The 16,746-nt window shown below is 71.3% G+C and carries 13 protein-coding genes and 2 pseudogenes; 8 read left to right on the forward strand and 7 right to left on the reverse strand.

Features of this window, described 5'->3' with window-relative positions:
- The coding region (locus tag H300_RS0120615) for a transposase family protein (protein ID WP_028428913.1) at positions 1-513 on the forward strand (513 nt) is incomplete at its 5' end.
- Between the two features lie 109 nt (positions 514-622).
- A pseudogene (locus H300_RS30630) lies at positions 623-1,177 on the forward strand (mobilization protein); the annotation flags it as partial.
- A gap of 28 nt (positions 1,178-1,205) precedes the next feature.
- On the opposite strand, the gene H300_RS28280 reads toward H300_RS30630, so the two are convergent.
- Entirely contained in the window at positions 1,206-2,660 is a 1,455-nt protein-coding gene (locus H300_RS28280) for an NsdA family TPR-like regulatory protein (RefSeq protein WP_486583974.1), read from the reverse strand.
- 61 nt (positions 2,661-2,721) lie between these two features.
- Positions 2,722-3,941 (reverse strand): annotated as a pseudogene (locus H300_RS28285) (IS3 family transposase); the annotation flags it as partial.
- A gap of 793 nt (positions 3,942-4,734) precedes the next feature.
- Between H300_RS28285 and H300_RS0120645 the strand changes: the two are divergent.
- From H300_RS0120645 to H300_RS0120665, 5 genes are all read left to right on the forward strand, one after another.
- Positions 4,735-5,946, forward strand: coding sequence for an ATP-binding protein (locus H300_RS0120645; RefSeq protein ID WP_028428917.1), 1,212 nt, complete (start codon positions 4,735-4,737; stop codon positions 5,944-5,946).
- Positions 5,943-6,347: a roadblock/LC7 domain-containing protein gene (locus tag H300_RS0120650; protein ID WP_028428918.1), complete on the forward strand. Its 405-nt coding sequence runs from the start codon at positions 5,943-5,945 to the stop codon at positions 6,345-6,347. Before H300_RS0120645 ends, H300_RS0120650 begins: the two co-directional genes overlap by 4 nt.
- Positions 6,344-6,718 (forward strand): DUF742 domain-containing protein, encoded by a 375-nt coding sequence (locus H300_RS0120655; protein ID WP_028428919.1) that lies wholly within the window; start codon positions 6,344-6,346, stop codon positions 6,716-6,718. Before H300_RS0120650 ends, H300_RS0120655 begins: the two co-directional genes overlap by 4 nt.
- Positions 6,693-7,283, forward strand: coding sequence for an ATP/GTP-binding protein (locus H300_RS0120660; RefSeq protein WP_028428920.1), 591 nt, complete (start codon positions 6,693-6,695; stop codon positions 7,281-7,283). Before H300_RS0120655 ends, H300_RS0120660 begins: the two co-directional genes overlap by 26 nt.
- A gap of 68 nt (positions 7,284-7,351) precedes the next feature.
- On the forward strand, positions 7,352-8,740 hold the full coding sequence (locus H300_RS0120665) for a cytochrome P450 (protein WP_028428921.1): 1,389 nt from the start codon (positions 7,352-7,354) through the stop codon (positions 8,738-8,740).
- A gap of 59 nt (positions 8,741-8,799) precedes the next feature.
- Here the strand turns inward: H300_RS0120665 and H300_RS29540 are convergent, their stop codons facing one another.
- From H300_RS29540 to H300_RS28300, 4 genes are all read right to left on the reverse strand, one after another.
- On the reverse strand, positions 8,800-9,180 hold the full coding sequence (locus tag H300_RS29540) for an STAS domain-containing protein (RefSeq protein ID WP_051270258.1): 381 nt from the start codon (positions 9,178-9,180) through the stop codon (positions 8,800-8,802).
- Positions 9,177-10,361, reverse strand: a complete 1,185-nt coding sequence (locus H300_RS28295) for a cobalamin-dependent protein (RefSeq protein WP_078516184.1) — start codon at positions 10,359-10,361, stop codon at positions 9,177-9,179. Before H300_RS28295 ends, H300_RS29540 begins: the two co-directional genes overlap by 4 nt.
- On the reverse strand, positions 10,358-12,070 hold the full coding sequence (locus H300_RS0120680) for a PP2C family protein-serine/threonine phosphatase (protein ID WP_078516185.1): 1,713 nt from the start codon (positions 12,068-12,070) through the stop codon (positions 10,358-10,360). The genes H300_RS28295 and H300_RS0120680 overlap by 4 nt, the downstream gene beginning before the upstream one ends.
- A 274-nt stretch (positions 12,071-12,344) precedes the next feature.
- On the reverse strand, positions 12,345-12,851 hold the full coding sequence (locus tag H300_RS28300; protein WP_486583975.1) for a MarR family winged helix-turn-helix transcriptional regulator: 507 nt from the start codon (positions 12,849-12,851) through the stop codon (positions 12,345-12,347).
- A gap of 314 nt (positions 12,852-13,165) precedes the next feature.
- On the opposite strand from H300_RS28300, the gene H300_RS0120690 reads away from it, so the two are divergent.
- Entirely contained in the window at positions 13,166-14,170 is a 1,005-nt protein-coding gene (locus H300_RS0120690) for a glycoside hydrolase family 16 protein (protein WP_028428923.1), read from the forward strand.
- A gap of 122 nt (positions 14,171-14,292) precedes the next feature.
- Here H300_RS0120690 and H300_RS0120695 read toward each other — a convergent pair whose 3' ends face one another.
- Positions 14,293-16,530 carry a family 2 encapsulin nanocompartment cargo protein terpene cyclase gene (locus H300_RS0120695; protein WP_028428924.1) on the reverse strand — a complete coding sequence of 746 codons (2,238 nt, stop codon included), beginning with the start codon at positions 16,528-16,530 and terminating at the stop codon, positions 14,293-14,295.
- Between the last annotated feature and the right edge of the window lie 216 nt (positions 16,531-16,746).

Raw genomic sequence — 16,746 nt, forward strand, 5'->3', positions numbered from 1 at the left:
GGTGGCGGGATCGTACTGCTGGACGGCTCGCTGATACGCACCCGGCGGCGCACCAGGGGCGAGAACCGGAAGAACTACTCAGGCAAGCACACATGCCACGGCCTGCTCGTGATCGCACTCACCGACGACCGGGGCCGTCTGCTCTGGGTCTCGGCCGTCCGGCCCGGACGGACCTCGGAGATCACCGCCTGCCGGCACGACAAACTCACCACTCATCTCCGCGCAGCCGGGCTCGGCGCCATCGCCGACCTGGGCTTCGTCGGCCTTGAGGACAGCGGCCCGGACACCGACCCGGCAGTGATCACCGGCTACAAGGCCGCCCGGAACCGGCCCCTGACCCGCGGCCAGAAACTGTCCAACCAGGCGCTGGCCGCAGTCCGGGCACCGGTCGAGCACGGCTTCGCCCACCTGAAGAACTGGCGTGTGCTCGGCAAGGTCCGCACCGACCCGAAGTGGGCGACCGCGCTGGTGAGGGCCCTGCTGGTCCTGACGAACCGCGAAGTCGCCCGCTGACGGATGACCTTGCCGGGAGTCATCCGCCCCCGACCAGCATGAGCACCCCGAAGCCCACGCACACCAGCCCACTTGACCTGCACGTTTCACGATGCACACCGCCCATGGAAACGGCGCCGCTCTGGCGATGTTCCTCGACGCCGCGGTCCTTGCGGTCATCGCCGCCGCTCGCTGGCACCAGCTCCGCCACCATGACCAGCAGGTCACCCCCGCTCGCCAGGCTCTGACTCATCTCCAGAGCGCCTACGACCACACGGCAGCCGCCCCGCTCCACGCCCTTGCTCAGCGCCGTCCACCCCAGCAGGCCGTCGACCGGCACATCCAGCGCGTTCACCAGTTCGTTCCCGACCACGCCCAGCAGATCCTCGACGATCCCGCCGTCGACGCTCTCACGACCGCGCTCGCCAACGCCGAGACCGCGGGCCACGACCCCGCGCGGCTGCTCAAGCAGGCCACCGACCTGCGCGCCCTGGACGACGCGCGCCATCCCGCTCGCGTACTGACGTGGCGCGTTCAACGGCTCAGCGCCCGCCCCGCACCCAGCGCCCGTGCCCTCGCGGCACAGGCACGCAGCACGGTTCGGGCCTCCGTTGCCGCCACCCCGGTCCAGCCGTCGCCCGCAGCCGTGGCTGCCGAGCAGCCCCGCCACGTACGGCGGCGGTGACCCCGCGCACGAGGTGAAGGTGAGGCGATCAGACCTCGGTGCGTTCGGGCGTGGTGGCGGGATCGTGGATGGAGCGCAGCATCGCAGTGAGTACGGGGCCGTCGAGTGAGGGCTGCTGGGTGCTGATGCGGGAGTAGCCCCAGTGCTCGTAGAGGGCTTGGACCTTGCCTTCTCCGGCGAGAGGATTCACCAGGAGGGACACCTGCTGTTCGGGCCGGCCTTCCAGGAGGGCGTCGTGGATGCGGCGGGCGGCGCCAGTGCCCCGCCAGGGCACGCGCAGCATGATCTCTTTCAGCGCGACGGTGGGGGCATCCGTGCAGCCCTCGGGGAGGGGCGTAGTCATGCGCCGCCACCACCGGTCGTCGGGCTGGAGGGTGTTGACGTAGGCGTAGCCAACCGGTTCGGAGCCGTCGAAGCCGATGACCGCTTCCCAAGTCGGGTCCTGTTCGATGGACTTGGCGGTCCGGACTGCGGGGTCCAGATCGCCCTGGCCGAGCTGGGCCTGGGCGAGGCGTGCGGTGGTGATGGCGCGGGTGCGGTGCATCTCGTGGCTGACCAGGGCGAGGCTGCGGTGCGCGTGGGCCTCGGCGCGTTCGTAGTCGCCGAGTGCGAGATAGGCGGCCAGAGCCAGGTTGTCGAGTTCGGCCTGGCCATAGAAGGCGGCTATCCGTACAGGCCGCTGCTCGTCGGCCCCGGCGCGCTGAAGGGCGTCCTGCGCGTGACCTAGGGACTGCCGGACCGCTCTGCCGTCGGCGGTCAGCCCTTGGATGGCGGCGTGCCGGGCATGGCCGAGCGAGGCGAACATCGGGTCGCGGCGTGCGAGGGGCATGTGGCGTGCCACGTCGTTGGCAGCCAGAGCGTCGGCGGGGCGGCTCATGTGCCGGTACAGGCTCCCGGCGTGTGACCAGATACGGAACTGGATGGCCGGATCGCCGGACATCGTGGCCAGGCTGGAAGCGCGGTCGAAGTGCCGTTGGGCGGCGTCGAAGCGGCGGCCGTCGATGGCCGCCCACATGGCACTGGAGGTGAAGGAGGCGGCGCAGCCGTACAGCAGCCCGCGTACGCGCTGGCTGGCGGTTCCCCGGGCCTGGAGGGCGAGTGCCTCTCCGGCCAGCGCGGAGGCTTGGGTCTCGATGGTCAGCTTGCCACCGTAGCGGTGGTCGCTTGCGATGACCAGGGCGAACTTGCTGAGCAGCCGGTCCACGTCACCAGCCCCGACCCGACGCTGTGCACCGTAGGCAGGTGCCGCGCCGGAGGCGGCCAGTGCGGCACCGGCGCTGGCGCTGACGAAGCTGCGGCGAAGCACGGGTTCCTCCGTTGGGGGCAAGCTGCTCGGCGTGGGAGACGTCGCGGAATTCGGAGAAGGGACGAAGCCCAGTTCAGTGGCCAAGCAAGCGAAGATCACCTCTAATGCTTCCCGTTGCCGCCGATGGGGCCACCGGGTCTGTCCGGTGAGCCAGTTGCGCACCGTTCGGTCGCTCACCGTGAACCGCCCCGGGTTCGGTAGAGATCTCAGATTGTGGTCGTGACCTGGGTTTTGTGGGTTCCGTGTAGTAGTTGGTCTCGTACTCGACGGGTGGGTCGTGGCCTATCTCACCGTGCAGGCGCCGGTGGCAGTACCAGTCGATCCACTCGGCGGTGGCCAGCTCGATCTGGGAGAGGGTCTTCCAGGGCCGCTGCGGCTTGATCAGCTCGGTTTTGAACAGGCCGATCGTGCTCTCCATCAGGGCGTTGTCGTACGCGTCGCCGACCGAGCCGATCGAGGCCGCGATACCGGCCGCGTCCAGGTGTTCGGCCGGCTTGAAGCTGGTGTATTGGCTGCCCGCATCGCTGTGATGTATCAACTCGCCCCGAGTATGGGGGTGTTCATCTCGGTCGCGCTGCCACAGCGCCATCTCCAGAGCGTCCAGGACGAGCTGGGTCTCCTTCGACGTCGCGGCGGACCAGCCGACGACGCGGCGGGAGAAGGTGTCCACGACGAAGGCGACGTAGACGACGCCGGCCCAGGTCGTCACGTGCGTGAAATCCGCGACCCAGCAGCGGTTCGGCGCGGTGGCGACGAAGTCGCGGTCCACCCGGTCCGGCGCCCGCTCGGCCTGCTGGTCCGGGATCGTGGTGATGACCTTCTTGCCGCGGACGGCGCCGGAGATGCCGAGCTCGCGCATCAGCCGCTCCACGGTGCAGCGGGCCACCGCGTGGCCCTGCCGGTTGAGCTCCCGCCAGATCTTCCTCGCCCCGTAGACACGGTAGTTGTCGGTGTGGACCTGGCGGATCAGCTCCTTGAGTTCCGTGTCCCGCACGGTTCGGGCGGACGGGGCGGCCATGCGTTCGTGGTGGGCGTAGTAGGTGGAAGGGGCGATCCTGCAGTCGTGCTCGGTGAGCGTCCTGCAGATCGGCTCGACCCCGCCGAAGCGGTCCCGGTGCTCGTCGATGAACGCTACGAGTGTGTGTGTGGCCGGTCGAGCTCGGCCGCGAAGAAACTCGCCGCCGCCTTCAGGATGTCGTTGGCCCGCTTCAGCTCGGCGTTCTCCTTCTTCATCGCCTTGAGCTGGGCCGATTCCTCCGTCGTCGTCCCCGGCCTCGTCCCCGCGTCGATCTCGTGCTGCTTCAGCCAGTTCCGCAGCGTCTCACGGGAACCGATGCCGAGCTTCTCGGTGACCGCCTGCAGCGCGGCCGTCTCGTTCGGGTAGTCGTCGCGCACCTCAGCGACCATGCGCACCGCACGACGGCGGAGGTCAAGCGGGTAACGGGAAGGTCGTGCCATGACTCAATCCTTACATGGAATCGAGCCTCCACCCGACCCGGGGCGATTCACGTCACGGCGGACGGCCCGACCCACCGCGTGCGCATCGGGGACGCGGAGGACGCGGCGACCTTCTTCTATACCGAGATGACCGAGGTCACGGTCGGCAGCACCGGGCCTGCTTCCGGCCGGCCTCGGCCGACGGGGAACGGGAGTGCTTCGAGACCCGGGTGACCGGGCCCTCCGCCGGGCCCCGGACCCGCTCGCCCGCGGTGCAGTCGCGCTCTGCCGGGGAGGCGGAGCCCGACTGACGTGTGTCGGCGTGCGACGGCTCGACGCCGGCTCCGAGGGCCGGCAGGACGACCACGTTCGGTGCGGGACGGCAGCGGCCGCCGACGGGTACGCCTCCCCGCGGCGGGGAGGTCCGCGTGTACGCCCGGGGCTCGCGCCGCGGCGCGCTCCTGCGCCCCAGTGCGCCTCAACGCCCCTGGTGTACACGCCCGTTGCGTACGAGAGCGGCCGTGGTGCGGTGGGTATGCCTCGCCTTGTCCGCGGTGATGTGAACATTCGGAGGGGAGTATGCAACCGCCGGGCTCGCAGGCGCAGTTGCGATACCGCCCGGTGCTAAGATCATTGCACTTCGAGTGGGCTGACGGCCTATGGGGGCGCCCCTGCTGGGGTGGCAGTCTCGGTCCCGCTTCCGGAGGGATCTGCTCAGATGCAGCCCACTGGTCAGCCGAACACGGGCGGACCGGGGACTCATGTGAGGTAGCGTCACGCCGTCCCCGTCGCCATGGCACTTGAAGAGAGTCTGATGACATTTCCTCAGGACCCTGCTCTCTGGGTACTGGTCGTCGTAGCGCTGATAGCTGTGGGCGCCGTCCTGCGGGCACGCAAGACCAATATCGGTTTGCGCAGGCAGAACACCGACCTCCGAAGAGAGCGGGAGGCGCTGCTGCGGCAGCACGACGAGTTGCAGTCCGCGCACTCCGGTCTCCTCCAGCAGCACTCCACCGAACTGGCCGAGGTCCGCAAGGACGCCGAGGAGGAGACCAAGGCGGTCCTCAAGGCGGCCATGCGCACCCTCCAGGGCCTCGCCGACGAGCAGCAACTGGTCATCGAGAAGGCTCAGCAGAAGTACGGCAGCGACTCCCGGGTACTCGCCGACCTGATGGCCATCGACCACGCCAACGGCCAGTTCGGCCGCCGCTCGCAGGGCATCGCGGTGCTCTGCGGGGGCTGGTTGGGCCGCCGGGAGACCGTCGCCTCGGTCTTCGACGTGGCCCGCAGCGCCCAGGGCCGGATTCGGCAGTTCGAACGGGTCCGGGTCAACGGCCAGGTGAACTTCTCGGTCGTCAGCAAGGCCGTGGAGCCGGTGGCGGTGGTTCTCGCCGAACTGCTCGCCAACGCCACGCACTACTCGGCCCCCGGCACCCCGGTCGAGATCAACATCCAGGCCGTTCCGAAGGGCGTCTGCCTGATCGTGGACGACGCCGGGCTCGGCATGGGCCAGGAGGAGAAGGACCGCGCGTCGGCCCTGCTGTCCCCTCAGGCTGCGATCAGCGTCTCCAGCCTGGGCATTCCCCCGCAGTTCGGATTCGCGGTCTCCGGCATGCTGGCCGCCCGTTACGGGTTCAAGATCTCGGTGGACTCCGTATCCCCCTATGGAGGCGTACGCGCGGTGGTTCTTCTGCCCGACGAGCTTCTGACCGACGACGTGCCCCCGCCGCCCCCGGCGGAGGACGTCGAGGACGCCGACGGCTCCACGGCCGCACGGCGCCAGGCACCGACTCCACTGTTCCCGCCGGTCGACCGACCGGACACGGACCCGCACCCCACCCCGCGCGTCACCACCGCCGGCGGCCTCCCCAAGCGCCGCCGCAAGAGCCCGGTGTCCGTCGTGCCGCCCGCCGACACCGATCCGGTGCCCAGCAGTGAGGTGACGGCTTCCCGCCTCGGTGCGTTCCAGCGCGGGATGCGGTCCGGGCGTGACACGACGACCAAGGAAGGACCCGAGATCCAGTGAACCCCGATCTGTCCTGGGTACTCAACGACGTACTCCAGGTACCCGGCGCACGGCACGCGATCCTCGTCTCCGCGGACGGTCTGCTGCTGGAGAACTCCAGTGGGATCGGCCGGGACGACGCGGAGACGGTGGCGGCTGCGATGAGTTCCATGCAGTCGCTGAGCCGGGCCGTGGCCCCCTTCATCGGGACCCAGAACCCCGGACGCTGGCGGCAGACCCTCCTGGAGTACGAGGACGGCTGGATCTTCCTGATCGCGGCCGGGAGCGGCGCCTACCTGGCGGCGACGGCTGCGGCCGACGTCGATATGGAGGCGATGTCCTTCCGGATGCAGCAGCAGGTGAACGCACTCGGGAAGGCGATGACCACGCCTCCCCGCGAGAACGCCGGAAGCGACGCATGACGACGCCGGAGGAGGAGCAGCCGGTCACGGGCGGTTTCATCCGCTCGTACGTCATCACAGGCGGACGCGGTCTGCCGGAGCCGGACGAGTTCTCCCTCGTCAGCCTGGTCACCATCGCGCCCGACCGGGAGCCGCATCCCAACCCGAGCCCCGAGGTCCGTGCGATCTGGGAGCTGTGCTCCGGCGGCTACCTCTCGGTGGCCGAGGTGGCCGGCCGGCTCTCGCTGCCCGTCGGGGTGGTACGGCTGCTGCTCAGGGATTTAGCGGACCAGGGCCACCTCATCCGCCGCAAGGCCCCGCCGCCCGCCCAGCTCGTTGACAGGAAGATCCTCGAAGAGGTGTTGCATGGACTCCAGGTCCGGTTCGGATGAGCGCGTCTATGTGTCGGACGCGGTCCAGCGGGCGGCGAAGATCCTCGTGGTCGGGCACTTCGCCGTGGGCAAGACGACCCTGATCGGCACCCTCTCCGAGATCACCCCGCTGCGCACCGAGGAACGGATGACGCAGGCCGCAGCCCACGTGGACGACCTCCGCGGTGCCCCGGGCAAGGAGACCACGACGGTCGCGCTGGACTTCGGCCGTCTGACACTCAGCGACGAGCTGGTGCTGTACCTGTTCGGCACGCCGGGGCAGCAGCGCTTCGTCGAGCTGTGGGAGGACATGGCGCGCGGCTCACTCGGGGCGCTGCTCCTCGTCGATCCGGCCCGGCTGGCCGACACTTTCCCGGTCATCGACCTGGTGGAGAGCTTCGGGCTGGAGTACGCGGTCGCGGTGAACAGTTTCGATCCGCAGACGCAGCATGCCGAGGACGAGCTGCGCGAGGCTCTCGACCTGCTGCCCGACACCCCGGTGGTCTTCTGCGACGCCCGGGACGAGAAGTCGTCGGCGCAAGCACTGATCAAGCTGGTCCAGCACCTTCTCGTGCGCGTGGCCTGACCCCCCTCCGTCCACCACCCGCCGACCGGGACTGCCCAGGCCCCGCGATCACCCCGAGGAACACACACATGGATTCTCCCGCGGGATCCACTCCGCGCAGCGCCCCCGCGAAGTGCCCGATGAGCCAGGAGGGGCAGAACTCGCTGTTCGGGACGGAGTTCGCCGCCGACCCGAACCACTTCTACGACGAGTTCCGCAAGCACGGGCCCGTCGCACCGATCGAGCTGGCTCCCGGTGTGGACGCCACCCTGGTGGTGCAGCACGAGGCCGCGCTCCGGATCCTCCAGAACCCGTCGCTCTTCGCGCGCGACGCCCGCCGCTGGACGGCGCTGCGGGAGGGCCGGGTGCCGATGGACGCCCCGGTGCTGCCGATGATGGCCTACCGGCCCAACTGCCTGTTCACGGACGGGACGGAGCACCTCCGGCTGCGCAAGGCGGTGACCGAGAGCCTGAACCGGCTGAACTCCGGTCGGCTCAGCCGGGACGTCGAGCGGATCGGTGACTACCTCATCGACCAGTTCATCGAGCGGGGCAGCGCCGACCTGCTCAACGACTACGCCAAGCTGCTGCCGCTGCTGCTGTTCAACCAGCTCTTCGGCTGCCCGGGCGAGATCGGCGACCGGCTGACCCGCAACATGGCCGCCATCTTCGACGGCGAGGACGTGCTGCGGGCCAACGCCGAGCTGACGGACTGCCTGATGGAACTCGTGGCGCTCAAGCGGCGGCAACCCGGGGAGGACATCACCTCCTGGCTGATCCAGCACCCGGCCGGACTACACGACGAGGAGCTCAAGGACCAGCTCGTCATGCTGATGGGGGCGGGCATCGAGCCGGAGCGCAACCTGATAGGCAACGCGCTGCTCCTGCTGCTCTCCAACGAGGTGCCGGGGCCGGAGCGGCGCGGCTCGGGCATGCTCGTCGAGGACGCCCTGGACGAGGTGCTGTGGCACAACCCGCCGATCGCCAACTACGCGACGCACTACCCCGTGCAGGACGTCGACCTGGACGGCGTCATCCTGCGGGCCGGCGACCCCGTGCTGATCAGCTTCGCCGCCGCGAACAGCGACCCGGAGCTGAGCGGTGAGCGCCGCGAGCTCAGCAAGGGGGCACACCTGGCCTGGGGCGCGGGGCCGCATGTGTGCCCGGCGAAGTCGCCCGCACGGCTGATCGCCCTGACCGCGGTGGAGAAGATCCTCAACGCGGCGCCGGACGTGGCACTGACCGTGCCCCCGGAGAGCCTCGGGTGGCGGCCGGGCCCGTTCCACCGCGCTCTGGTCTCGCTTCCGGTCCGCTTCACCCCGAGCGCGGCCCGGCACGTGCGGTCCGCCGTTCCGGCGCCCGCGTCCCCCGGCGTGTCCCGTCCCACCCCGGTCCCGGCCGGCCGCGAGGAGCACGCGGCCCCGTCCAGGATGCAGAAGGGCTGGTGGAGTTCCTTCCTGGACGTGTTCCGCATGTGAGCACCGCGGCCCCGTTGCGTGGGGTCCGGTGCTCGGTCGGCTCCCGGGGCGGGCCGGGCTCAGTCCCGGGAGGTGTCCTCGACGGGGGAGGCGGGTTCGTCCCCCGGGTCGGGCGTGACGGCGAACCAGACGGCGAGGCCGGTGCGGCGGAGAACACCGTGCAGGTGCCGGCGCACCCCGCGCAGCAGAAGCGCGATGCCGGCGGCGTCGGCGCGGCGCTGCGCCATGATGAGCGCGGACAGCCCGGAGGAGTCGAGGGCCCCGACCCCGCTCAGGTCGATGACGAGCGTGGCGCGCGGCGCCATGCGCGAGATCTCGTTGTCCACCGTGGTGTGTACCTCGGGCACGGTGTCCGTGTCGCAGTCGCCGGCGAGGGCGAGTACCACCGTGTCCGGTCGGTCGCGGTAAACGGTGATGTCGAGAGGCGTGCCGTTTCTCATCCTTGGCCTGTGTTCAGGCGGGATACGCTCCGGCGTCCCAGGTCGATCATCGCGCTGGCCCGCGGCAACTCGCGCAGCTCGGCGTGCAGCAGCTCCAGTCCGGCGTCCAGGGACTGGGCAGGCACGCCGCGCGCGGTGAGGATTCCGGCGGTCCAGGTGAGGAAGTCGGTCAGCAGTTCGGGGTCGTCGACGTAGAGTGCCGCCGCCAGGAAGTCGACGATGTGTGCCAGGTCCTCCTCGGTGTGGCGCAGTTGGGCGTCGTTCCAGTCGCGCATGGCGGGCAGGCGGCGGCCGAGGCCGTCCATCACCACACCGACCAGCCGGGTGTGCGACGTGCTGACGTGGTTGTGCTCTTGGTCGAGCAGGTGCGGCAGCGAAATGAGCGGGTCGGTGGGCAGCCGGAACTCGAACGGCAACCGGTGCCTGGTCTCCTCCAGCCGGTCCGCGGCCGACGCACCGGTGGGTGCCCAGAGGTCGGCGCCGAGGAGCCGTGCGTACCGGCCGTCGGCGCCGAACCCGGCACCGCCCGCGAGCACCGGCACCCCGGCCGTCTGGCAGGCCGTGATCGTCGCGTGGGCGCCGGGGAGCCGCACCGGAAGGGAGCAGGAGAGCGCGACGGCGTCCGGGCCGGTCGCGTGCAGTCGGCTGACGAGGTGCGCCACGGGGACGTTGGCCCCGAGGAACTCAACGCGCCAGCCCCGCAGTTGCAGCGCCTCCGCGAGCATCCGGGCGGGCAGGGCGTGCCATTCGCCCACCACGCAGGCCACCGTGATGAGTCCGTGCGGGGCGTCCGGAGTCCGGTTCCGGGCTATCCGGGACAGGGCTGCCACGGCCCGGTCGCTGATGGCCGTCGCGGCGTGCTCGTCGGCGACGCTCATCCGACTCGCCGCCCACTCGGCACCGACCCGTGCCTGCGCGGGCCCGATCACCTCCAGCAGCACCTCTTCGGGCGTCAGGCCGGAGTCCAGCCCGCGCTCCAGCACCGCGAGCGCCGCCTGCTCGTCGACGGCGATGATCCCGGCGAAGAACGCCTCGCGCAGCTGCTCCGTCCGCGCGCCGGCCGGCGCAGGGCCCGGCGTCCCCTCCTCGACGGCGGCGGTGAGCGACCCCACCGCGTCCGGGCCCGTCGGGGCGGGACGTTCGGGGGCAGGGGGCCGCCCGGCGAGCGGGTTCCGGGTCATCCGGTGTACCTCCCGGTGTCGGTGCTCAGGTGTCGGCCGAGCGGTGCCGCGACGGCCAGCAGTGCTATGTCGTCGTGCTGACCGCCGCGCAGCCACTGGTCGGTGAGCATGTCCACCCGCTCGACCGCGGCCTCCACAGGGAGCTTGCCGCATTCGGACAGCACCTCGCGGAGCCGCTGCTCGCCGAACATCTGGCGGCCGTCCCGGCCGCCGCGTGCCTCCGTGATGCCGTCGGAGTACAGCAGGCAGATCTCGCCCGCCCGCAGAACCGTCTCGTAGGTGCGGACCTTGATCGAGGGCAGGACGCCGATGAGGCTGCCCTCGGTGTCCGCCGTCTCCACCTCGCCACCGGACCGGAGGATCAGGGGGGCCGGGTGGCCGGCGGCCGTCAGCCGCAGGCGGACCTCGCCGTGGCCGAGGGGGACGGCTCCGGCGAGCACCAGCGTGGCGAAGCGCGCGTCGGCGGCTTGCAGCAGGGTGTCGTTGAGCAGCTCCAGCAGCCGCCGGTGGTCGGTCTCCACCTGGTGGAGGGCGGCCAGCGTGTTGCGGATCTTGCCGGTCATGACGGCCGCCGCGGCTCCCTTGCCGCAGACGTCCCCCAGGAAGAGGAAGATCTCCCCGTCCGGACCGGCCGGGGAGTGCACGTCGTAGAAGTCGCCGCCGATCTCGTCGCCGTCCCGCGCGGGGCGGTAGGAGGCGCCGAGTTCCATGCCCTCGACGCGGGGGAGCCGCGGCGGCAGGAGCGCCTGCTGGAGCACCGAGGTGGTCTCGGCCTTCTGCGCGTACAGCGAAGCCGCCGAGATCGCCGCGCCGGCGCGGGCGGCGAAGATCCGGGCGAACAACTCCTCGTCCTGGCTGAACCGGTCGGTGCTCCGGCGGCGGAGCAGGATGAGCGCTCCGGCGGGGACGCCGTTGCCGGGGAGCGGGGCGACGACCAGCGAGCCGATCGGCCCGAACTCCTGCGGAACGAGCCACTCGGGGGCCTGTGCCGGATCGACCCAGCGTGCCGGGACCGGCGGGAAGCCCGCCAGGGCGTCGGCGAGGCCGGGGACCTGGTCGACGTCCTCGCTCAGCACCCGCTGGTCGACGAGTTCGCCGCCGGTGGCGTACGCGACGGCGACCCGGTGGTCGCCGTGCGGCGCGACCACCATCGCCAGGTCGGCCAGTTCCTCGCTCGCGAGTTCGGCCGTCGTCCGGATGCACTTGCCCCAGTTCAACGACATCTGCAGCCGCGCCGAGGCCCGGACGAGGAAGTCCGCACGGCTGCGCTCGGCCTGCCAGCGCCGCTCCCAGGAGCCCTCGCCGTCGTCCGCGAGGAGCCACACGCGGAAACCGTCGGGCAGGTCCACGCACTGGGCGGTCAGTATCGACGGACTGGTCGCCGACGTCTCGCCGAGACGGGGGACGCCCGCCGAGTCCAGGACGTCGGGGGTGGTGGTGCCGGCACCCTCCGCCGTCCTCCGGCGTGCCGCGTCCGCGTGCGCCAGCCAGTCGGGACCGTTGCCGGCGAGCGGCGCACCGTCACGCACCGACGGAAGTATCCGCCGAGCGGCCTCGGTCAGCAGGACGACGTCTCCTGCGGGGTCGACCACGAGAATCGGCCCGGCGTGGGAGTCCAGTAGTGCACGCACCAGGGGCGAGTCGAACGGGCCGACGTCGAGCCGGCCGGCGGCGGGGCCACCGGCCGGGGAGACGCGCACATCAGTCATACGATCCAAACGAAGAGGGATGACTCTCCAGGAGTAGCCGGATTCTCGCCTTCGAACCTTCCGGCACCACCGAGGTTGCCTGCGTGGGGGCGGCAACAACCATTGTTGTTTGACAACTGTCGCCCACCGGGCATTCCCGTGCAAGCCCCATCCCCACCGGGCCGTACCCGGCGAACCCGCTCCCCAACGTCTCATACCCTGCGAAAACGGGACCCGTTGCGACGGACGCTCCGGCACCCGCTCCGGCTGCGGCGACGTGCCCGCAACGCGACCGTCACGCGGAGCGCTCGCTGCGGGCACCGGGTACGCCGGGCCACTCGCCGCCGTCCGCCCGCACGTCCGCCGCGTCCCGGAAGGCCCGCAGCCCGCGGGTGAGCTGGCTCACCGCCTCCGGCGGCATCGCCCCGAGCACCTCGCCGATCTCGTGCCGCTGGCGGTCCCGCCTCTCGTCCAGCAGCGCCTGGCCCCGGCGGCTGAGGTGCAGTTCCACCTCGCGGCGGCTGGCGGCGCTGGGCCCGCGCTCAACCAGCCCGGCGACCTCCAGACGAGCGCAGAGGCGACTGGTGGCGGGCGGGCTGGAGTCCAGCGCCTCGCCCAGTGCACGCAGATTGGTGCCCGTGTGGCGCTCGACAGCCAGCAGCGCACGCAGCTGCGAGGGGGAGACCGGTCCGGCCGCGAGGTTCGTCCTCGCCCTGCCCCACAGGACCGCGAGCAGGTCGGTCACCTCGGAGGCGGCACCGGCCGCCACCCACTGCTGGGCTGACAGGTGTCCGGAGTGCATCGCTTCACTCTGTCACCCCGTCCGCGGTCTTGTCAGCACGCACCCCGGTGTGGCAGTCCGGGGGCGGGGGTGGGGGTGGGGGTGGGGGCGCGGCGGGGTCCCTGCGGGGTCCCGCCGCCGGGACTCGACCGGAGACGCGAGTCGTGCAACCATCGGGTCCGCTCCCGGCGTTGCCGTCGCGCGGTCCGCGCGACGGCAACCTGAGAGCGCCTGGAACAGCACCGCGCACGGCAGGCGGGACCGCCGGGAGGCCGGGAACGCCGATACTCCCGCACCGTCCGCCGCCCGCGCCCCCACCTGTGACGGAGACCCCCATGCTTCCGCCCCGCAACGCCTCCACCACGCACCGCTCCCCCGCGCGGCGCACCCGCCGCAACCGGATCCTGCTCGGTGGCGCGCTCACCGGCACCCTGGCGACCGTGTTCGCCCTCACCACCTCCGCGTCCGCCCTGCCGCCGGCTCCGCCGCTGCCGCAGGGCGCGGACCGACCGGAGCTCCAGAACTGGGACGGCCCGTCCTGGGAGCAGGACTGGAGCATCGCGCACCATCCGGAGCGCGTCGCCGTCCCCGCCCCGCTCCCGGGCGGCGACGGCGACAACGGACTACGGCTGTCGCTGCCCGCCGGGTCGGAGCAGACCCCGGACGGCGGCGCCGAGGTCGGCACCGACGAGCTGTCCGGCAAGGGCTGGTACGGCGCCCGGATGCGCGCCGCCGACTGCTCGGACCAGCCGGACGCCGGGGTGAAGACCGGGCTGTTCACCTACTACAAGGACAAGGGCGACCGGAACGGCAACGGCATCGAGGACAACAGCGAGATCGACATCGAGTTCCTGTGCAGCGAACCGAACGTCATCCACCTCACGCTGTACACCGACTACCAGCCGCCGAACGCCCCCGGCGGCGAGAAGCTGCGCAAGGTGAACCGCAGCATCGACCTGCGGACGGGCCGCATCATCCGGCAGGGCTGTTACAAGGAGTCGTTCGAGCAGCCTGCCTGCGGCCCGTCGTTCCCGGGGGAGCACAACCCGTCCACCGTCCCGGCCATCGAGGGCTTCGACTCCTCGGACGGCTACTGGGACTACGCCTTCCACTGGCACGACACCGGCGTGAACTTCTACGTCTACGACCGCAACCGGAGCAGCTGGGTGCAGCTCTGGGACTACCGGGGCCCGGCCGACCGCGTGCCCTCGCTGGCCGGCACCTTCCGCCACAACGTGTGGTGGAACGCGGCCTGGAAGGACGAACAGGGCGGCGGCGGTGAGCAGCCCCGCATCGACACCGGGGTCGACATCGACTACAGCTTCTGGCCGAAGTCCTGAAGATCCCGGGGCCCGAGTCCTGAGGCCCCGGGAGCGGACCGGCGGATCGGCGTCCGGGCCCTGAGCCCGGGCCACACGCCCGGGCGGGGTGGTGCACCTGCGGATGCACCACCCCGCGGGCGTCAGCGGCCGTGCCCGGCAAGGGCCGCCACCCGGGCGGCCGAGGTGCCGAGCCCGGTCGGGCCCGGTGCCCGCAGCGCGGGCGGCGCGTTGTGCCGACGCAGATCGGCCTCGGTGTAGCGGCGGCACTCCCGATGCCAGAGCAGGATCCCGGAGAGCCAGTTCTCCAGCTCCCGCACATAGCCGTCGAGCGTCTCCCGCGCCTCCGCGCTCAGCGCGAAGTCGTCGTAGAGGACCGGGAACTCGTGAGCGGCGACGTGCTGGAACTGCCGCATCCGGGAGTTCATCAGGTCCTGCACCACGACCAGCGCGGTCGGGTAGTCGCAGTCGAAGAAGTTCTGCACCACCAGGACCGCGTTGTGCACCTCGCCCTCGTACTCGATCTCCTTCTGGTAGGAGAACACGTCGTTGAGCAGGCAGGCGTAGTCGGCTGCGGCGTTCTCCAGCGACCGCATCGGCCCGCTGCGGTAGATCTCCGGCGGCACCTCCTTCCCGTGCCCGATCCGGCACAGGCTCATGGTGAGGTCGGAGCCGAAGGTCATCCGCCGCATCTCCATGTAGTCCACCGGGTCGGGGACGCGGTTCTGGATCTGGTTGGCGATCTCCCACAGCCAGCTGTCCGTCATGTCGACCACCGCGGTGCGGAAGGAGCGCCGGCCCTCCGGGCCCATCGGGCCTGCCGTCCGCTGCCACAGGTCGGCAAGGCCGCGCTCCAGCGCGTTGACCGGGAGGGGGACGGGTGCAGCGTCCAACGGCATGAACGCGGCCAGCCGCTCGTTGCAGAGCCGGGCCCCGGCCAGGTCCCGGGTACGGCCGAAGACCACCGGGAAGTAGTCGTCCCCGTAGGTGCCCCAGGTCAGCCAGTCCGAGGTCAGGTTCAGTCCCTCGGACTCGGCATCCGGGTGGATGCCCGCGGCGCAGAGCGGCAGGTCGTAGTCGGCGAGTTTCTCCGCCGTCCACACGTGCGAGCCGGGGACGCCCGGCTGCTCCTGGAGCATGCCCGTCCGCGCGCCCCAGGCGAGCACGTGCCGGCGCGCGGAGTCGAGGTGGGAGTTGAGCGTCGTCCGGAACGGCATCTCGAAGTCGGGCAGGCGGGACGGGCCGACCTGCCGGTACGGCCGGTGGGTGTGGGTGCGGGACCGGGCCGCCTCCGACCGGCGGGTCACCGCCACCGTGCCGAGCCCGGCCGGGTTCGCCGCCGCGGTGCCCAGTCCGTGGGGCCGGAACAGCACGCTGCCGCCGCGCACCGCACCGGCGTTCATGTAGCGGCTGGACCGCAGGTGCCACTCGTGGCCGCCGGACTGCCAGTCCTGGAGGCCCTTGGCGTACGCGAGCACGTCGGCGCAGGACTGCGGGTCGAGGCCGTGTTCGGCGAACAGCGGGGCCAGTTCGCCCAGCGCGGTGTTCTCGAACTGCTGGAGCCGCGAGGTGAGCAGGTCGTTGACCGACTCGGCCGCCTCCTGGGTGGTGCAGGCCAGGAAGGTCTCCAGCACCAGGACGCCGTTGCTGAGTTCGCCCTCCTTCTCGGTCTCCCGCTGGTAGGAGAACAGGTCGTTGCGCAAGTGCACGGCGTCCGAGAAGGCGTCCCGCAGCACCCGGAGCGGTCGGGAGTCCGCGACGGCCGTGGGGACCTCGGCGCCGGCGGCGTACTCCACGAGCCCCGCCGACCAGGGGGCGCCGCCGACCTTGCGCCGCATCTCGATGTACTCGACCGGGTTGGGGACCCGGCCCGCGTTGATGTTGGAGAGTTCCCAGAGCGACTCGTTGAGCAGGTTCTCGGTGCTCTCCGCGAAGCGGGTCCGCCAGGCCGGGGACATGGCCGGGACGGTGCGCGCCCAGAGGTCGGCCAGTCCGGCCTCGACCGGGTTGCGGGGCTCGGGAGTGCCGGCCGCCGGGTCCATCGGCATGAAGAGGGGCAGCCGGTCGAGGTACTCCTTGCCACCGGCCCGGTCCTGGGACCGCTTGAAGGTCTCCAGGAAGTGGTCGTCGAAGAAGAAGACCCACACGTACCAGTCGGTGACCAGCGACAGCGCCTCGGCTGTCGCGTCCGGGTGGGTGTACGCGCAGAGCAGGGCGTAGTCGTGGGCCTCCAGGTCCCGGGTGTCCCAGATCCCGGAACCCTCCAGCATGCCCATGTCGCGGGCCCAGGTCTTGGTGTGCGTGTCGGCCTGTTCGACGTGCGGGTTGAGTCGCGCCGGGTAGGGCAGGTAGAAGTCGGGCAGTTCGAAGGGCTGTGTCACCGGCGTCCGGCCTTTCTGGTTCCACTTGGTGCGGTCCGCTGCGGTCCGGACGGGCGGCGGCACGATCGGTGCCCGTTCGCTCCCCCACGCCGACCGGCCCACCCGAACGGCCCAGCACTACCCCGGCTCCCGGCGCCCTATCCGGCGCGACAACACCCACATGAACGTACGAATCCACTGCGGCTGCGCGGGTTGTTCCGCCGCCGTCCCCCCCCC

The sequence above is a fragment of the Streptomyces sp. TAA040 genome (genome assembly GCF_000424845.1).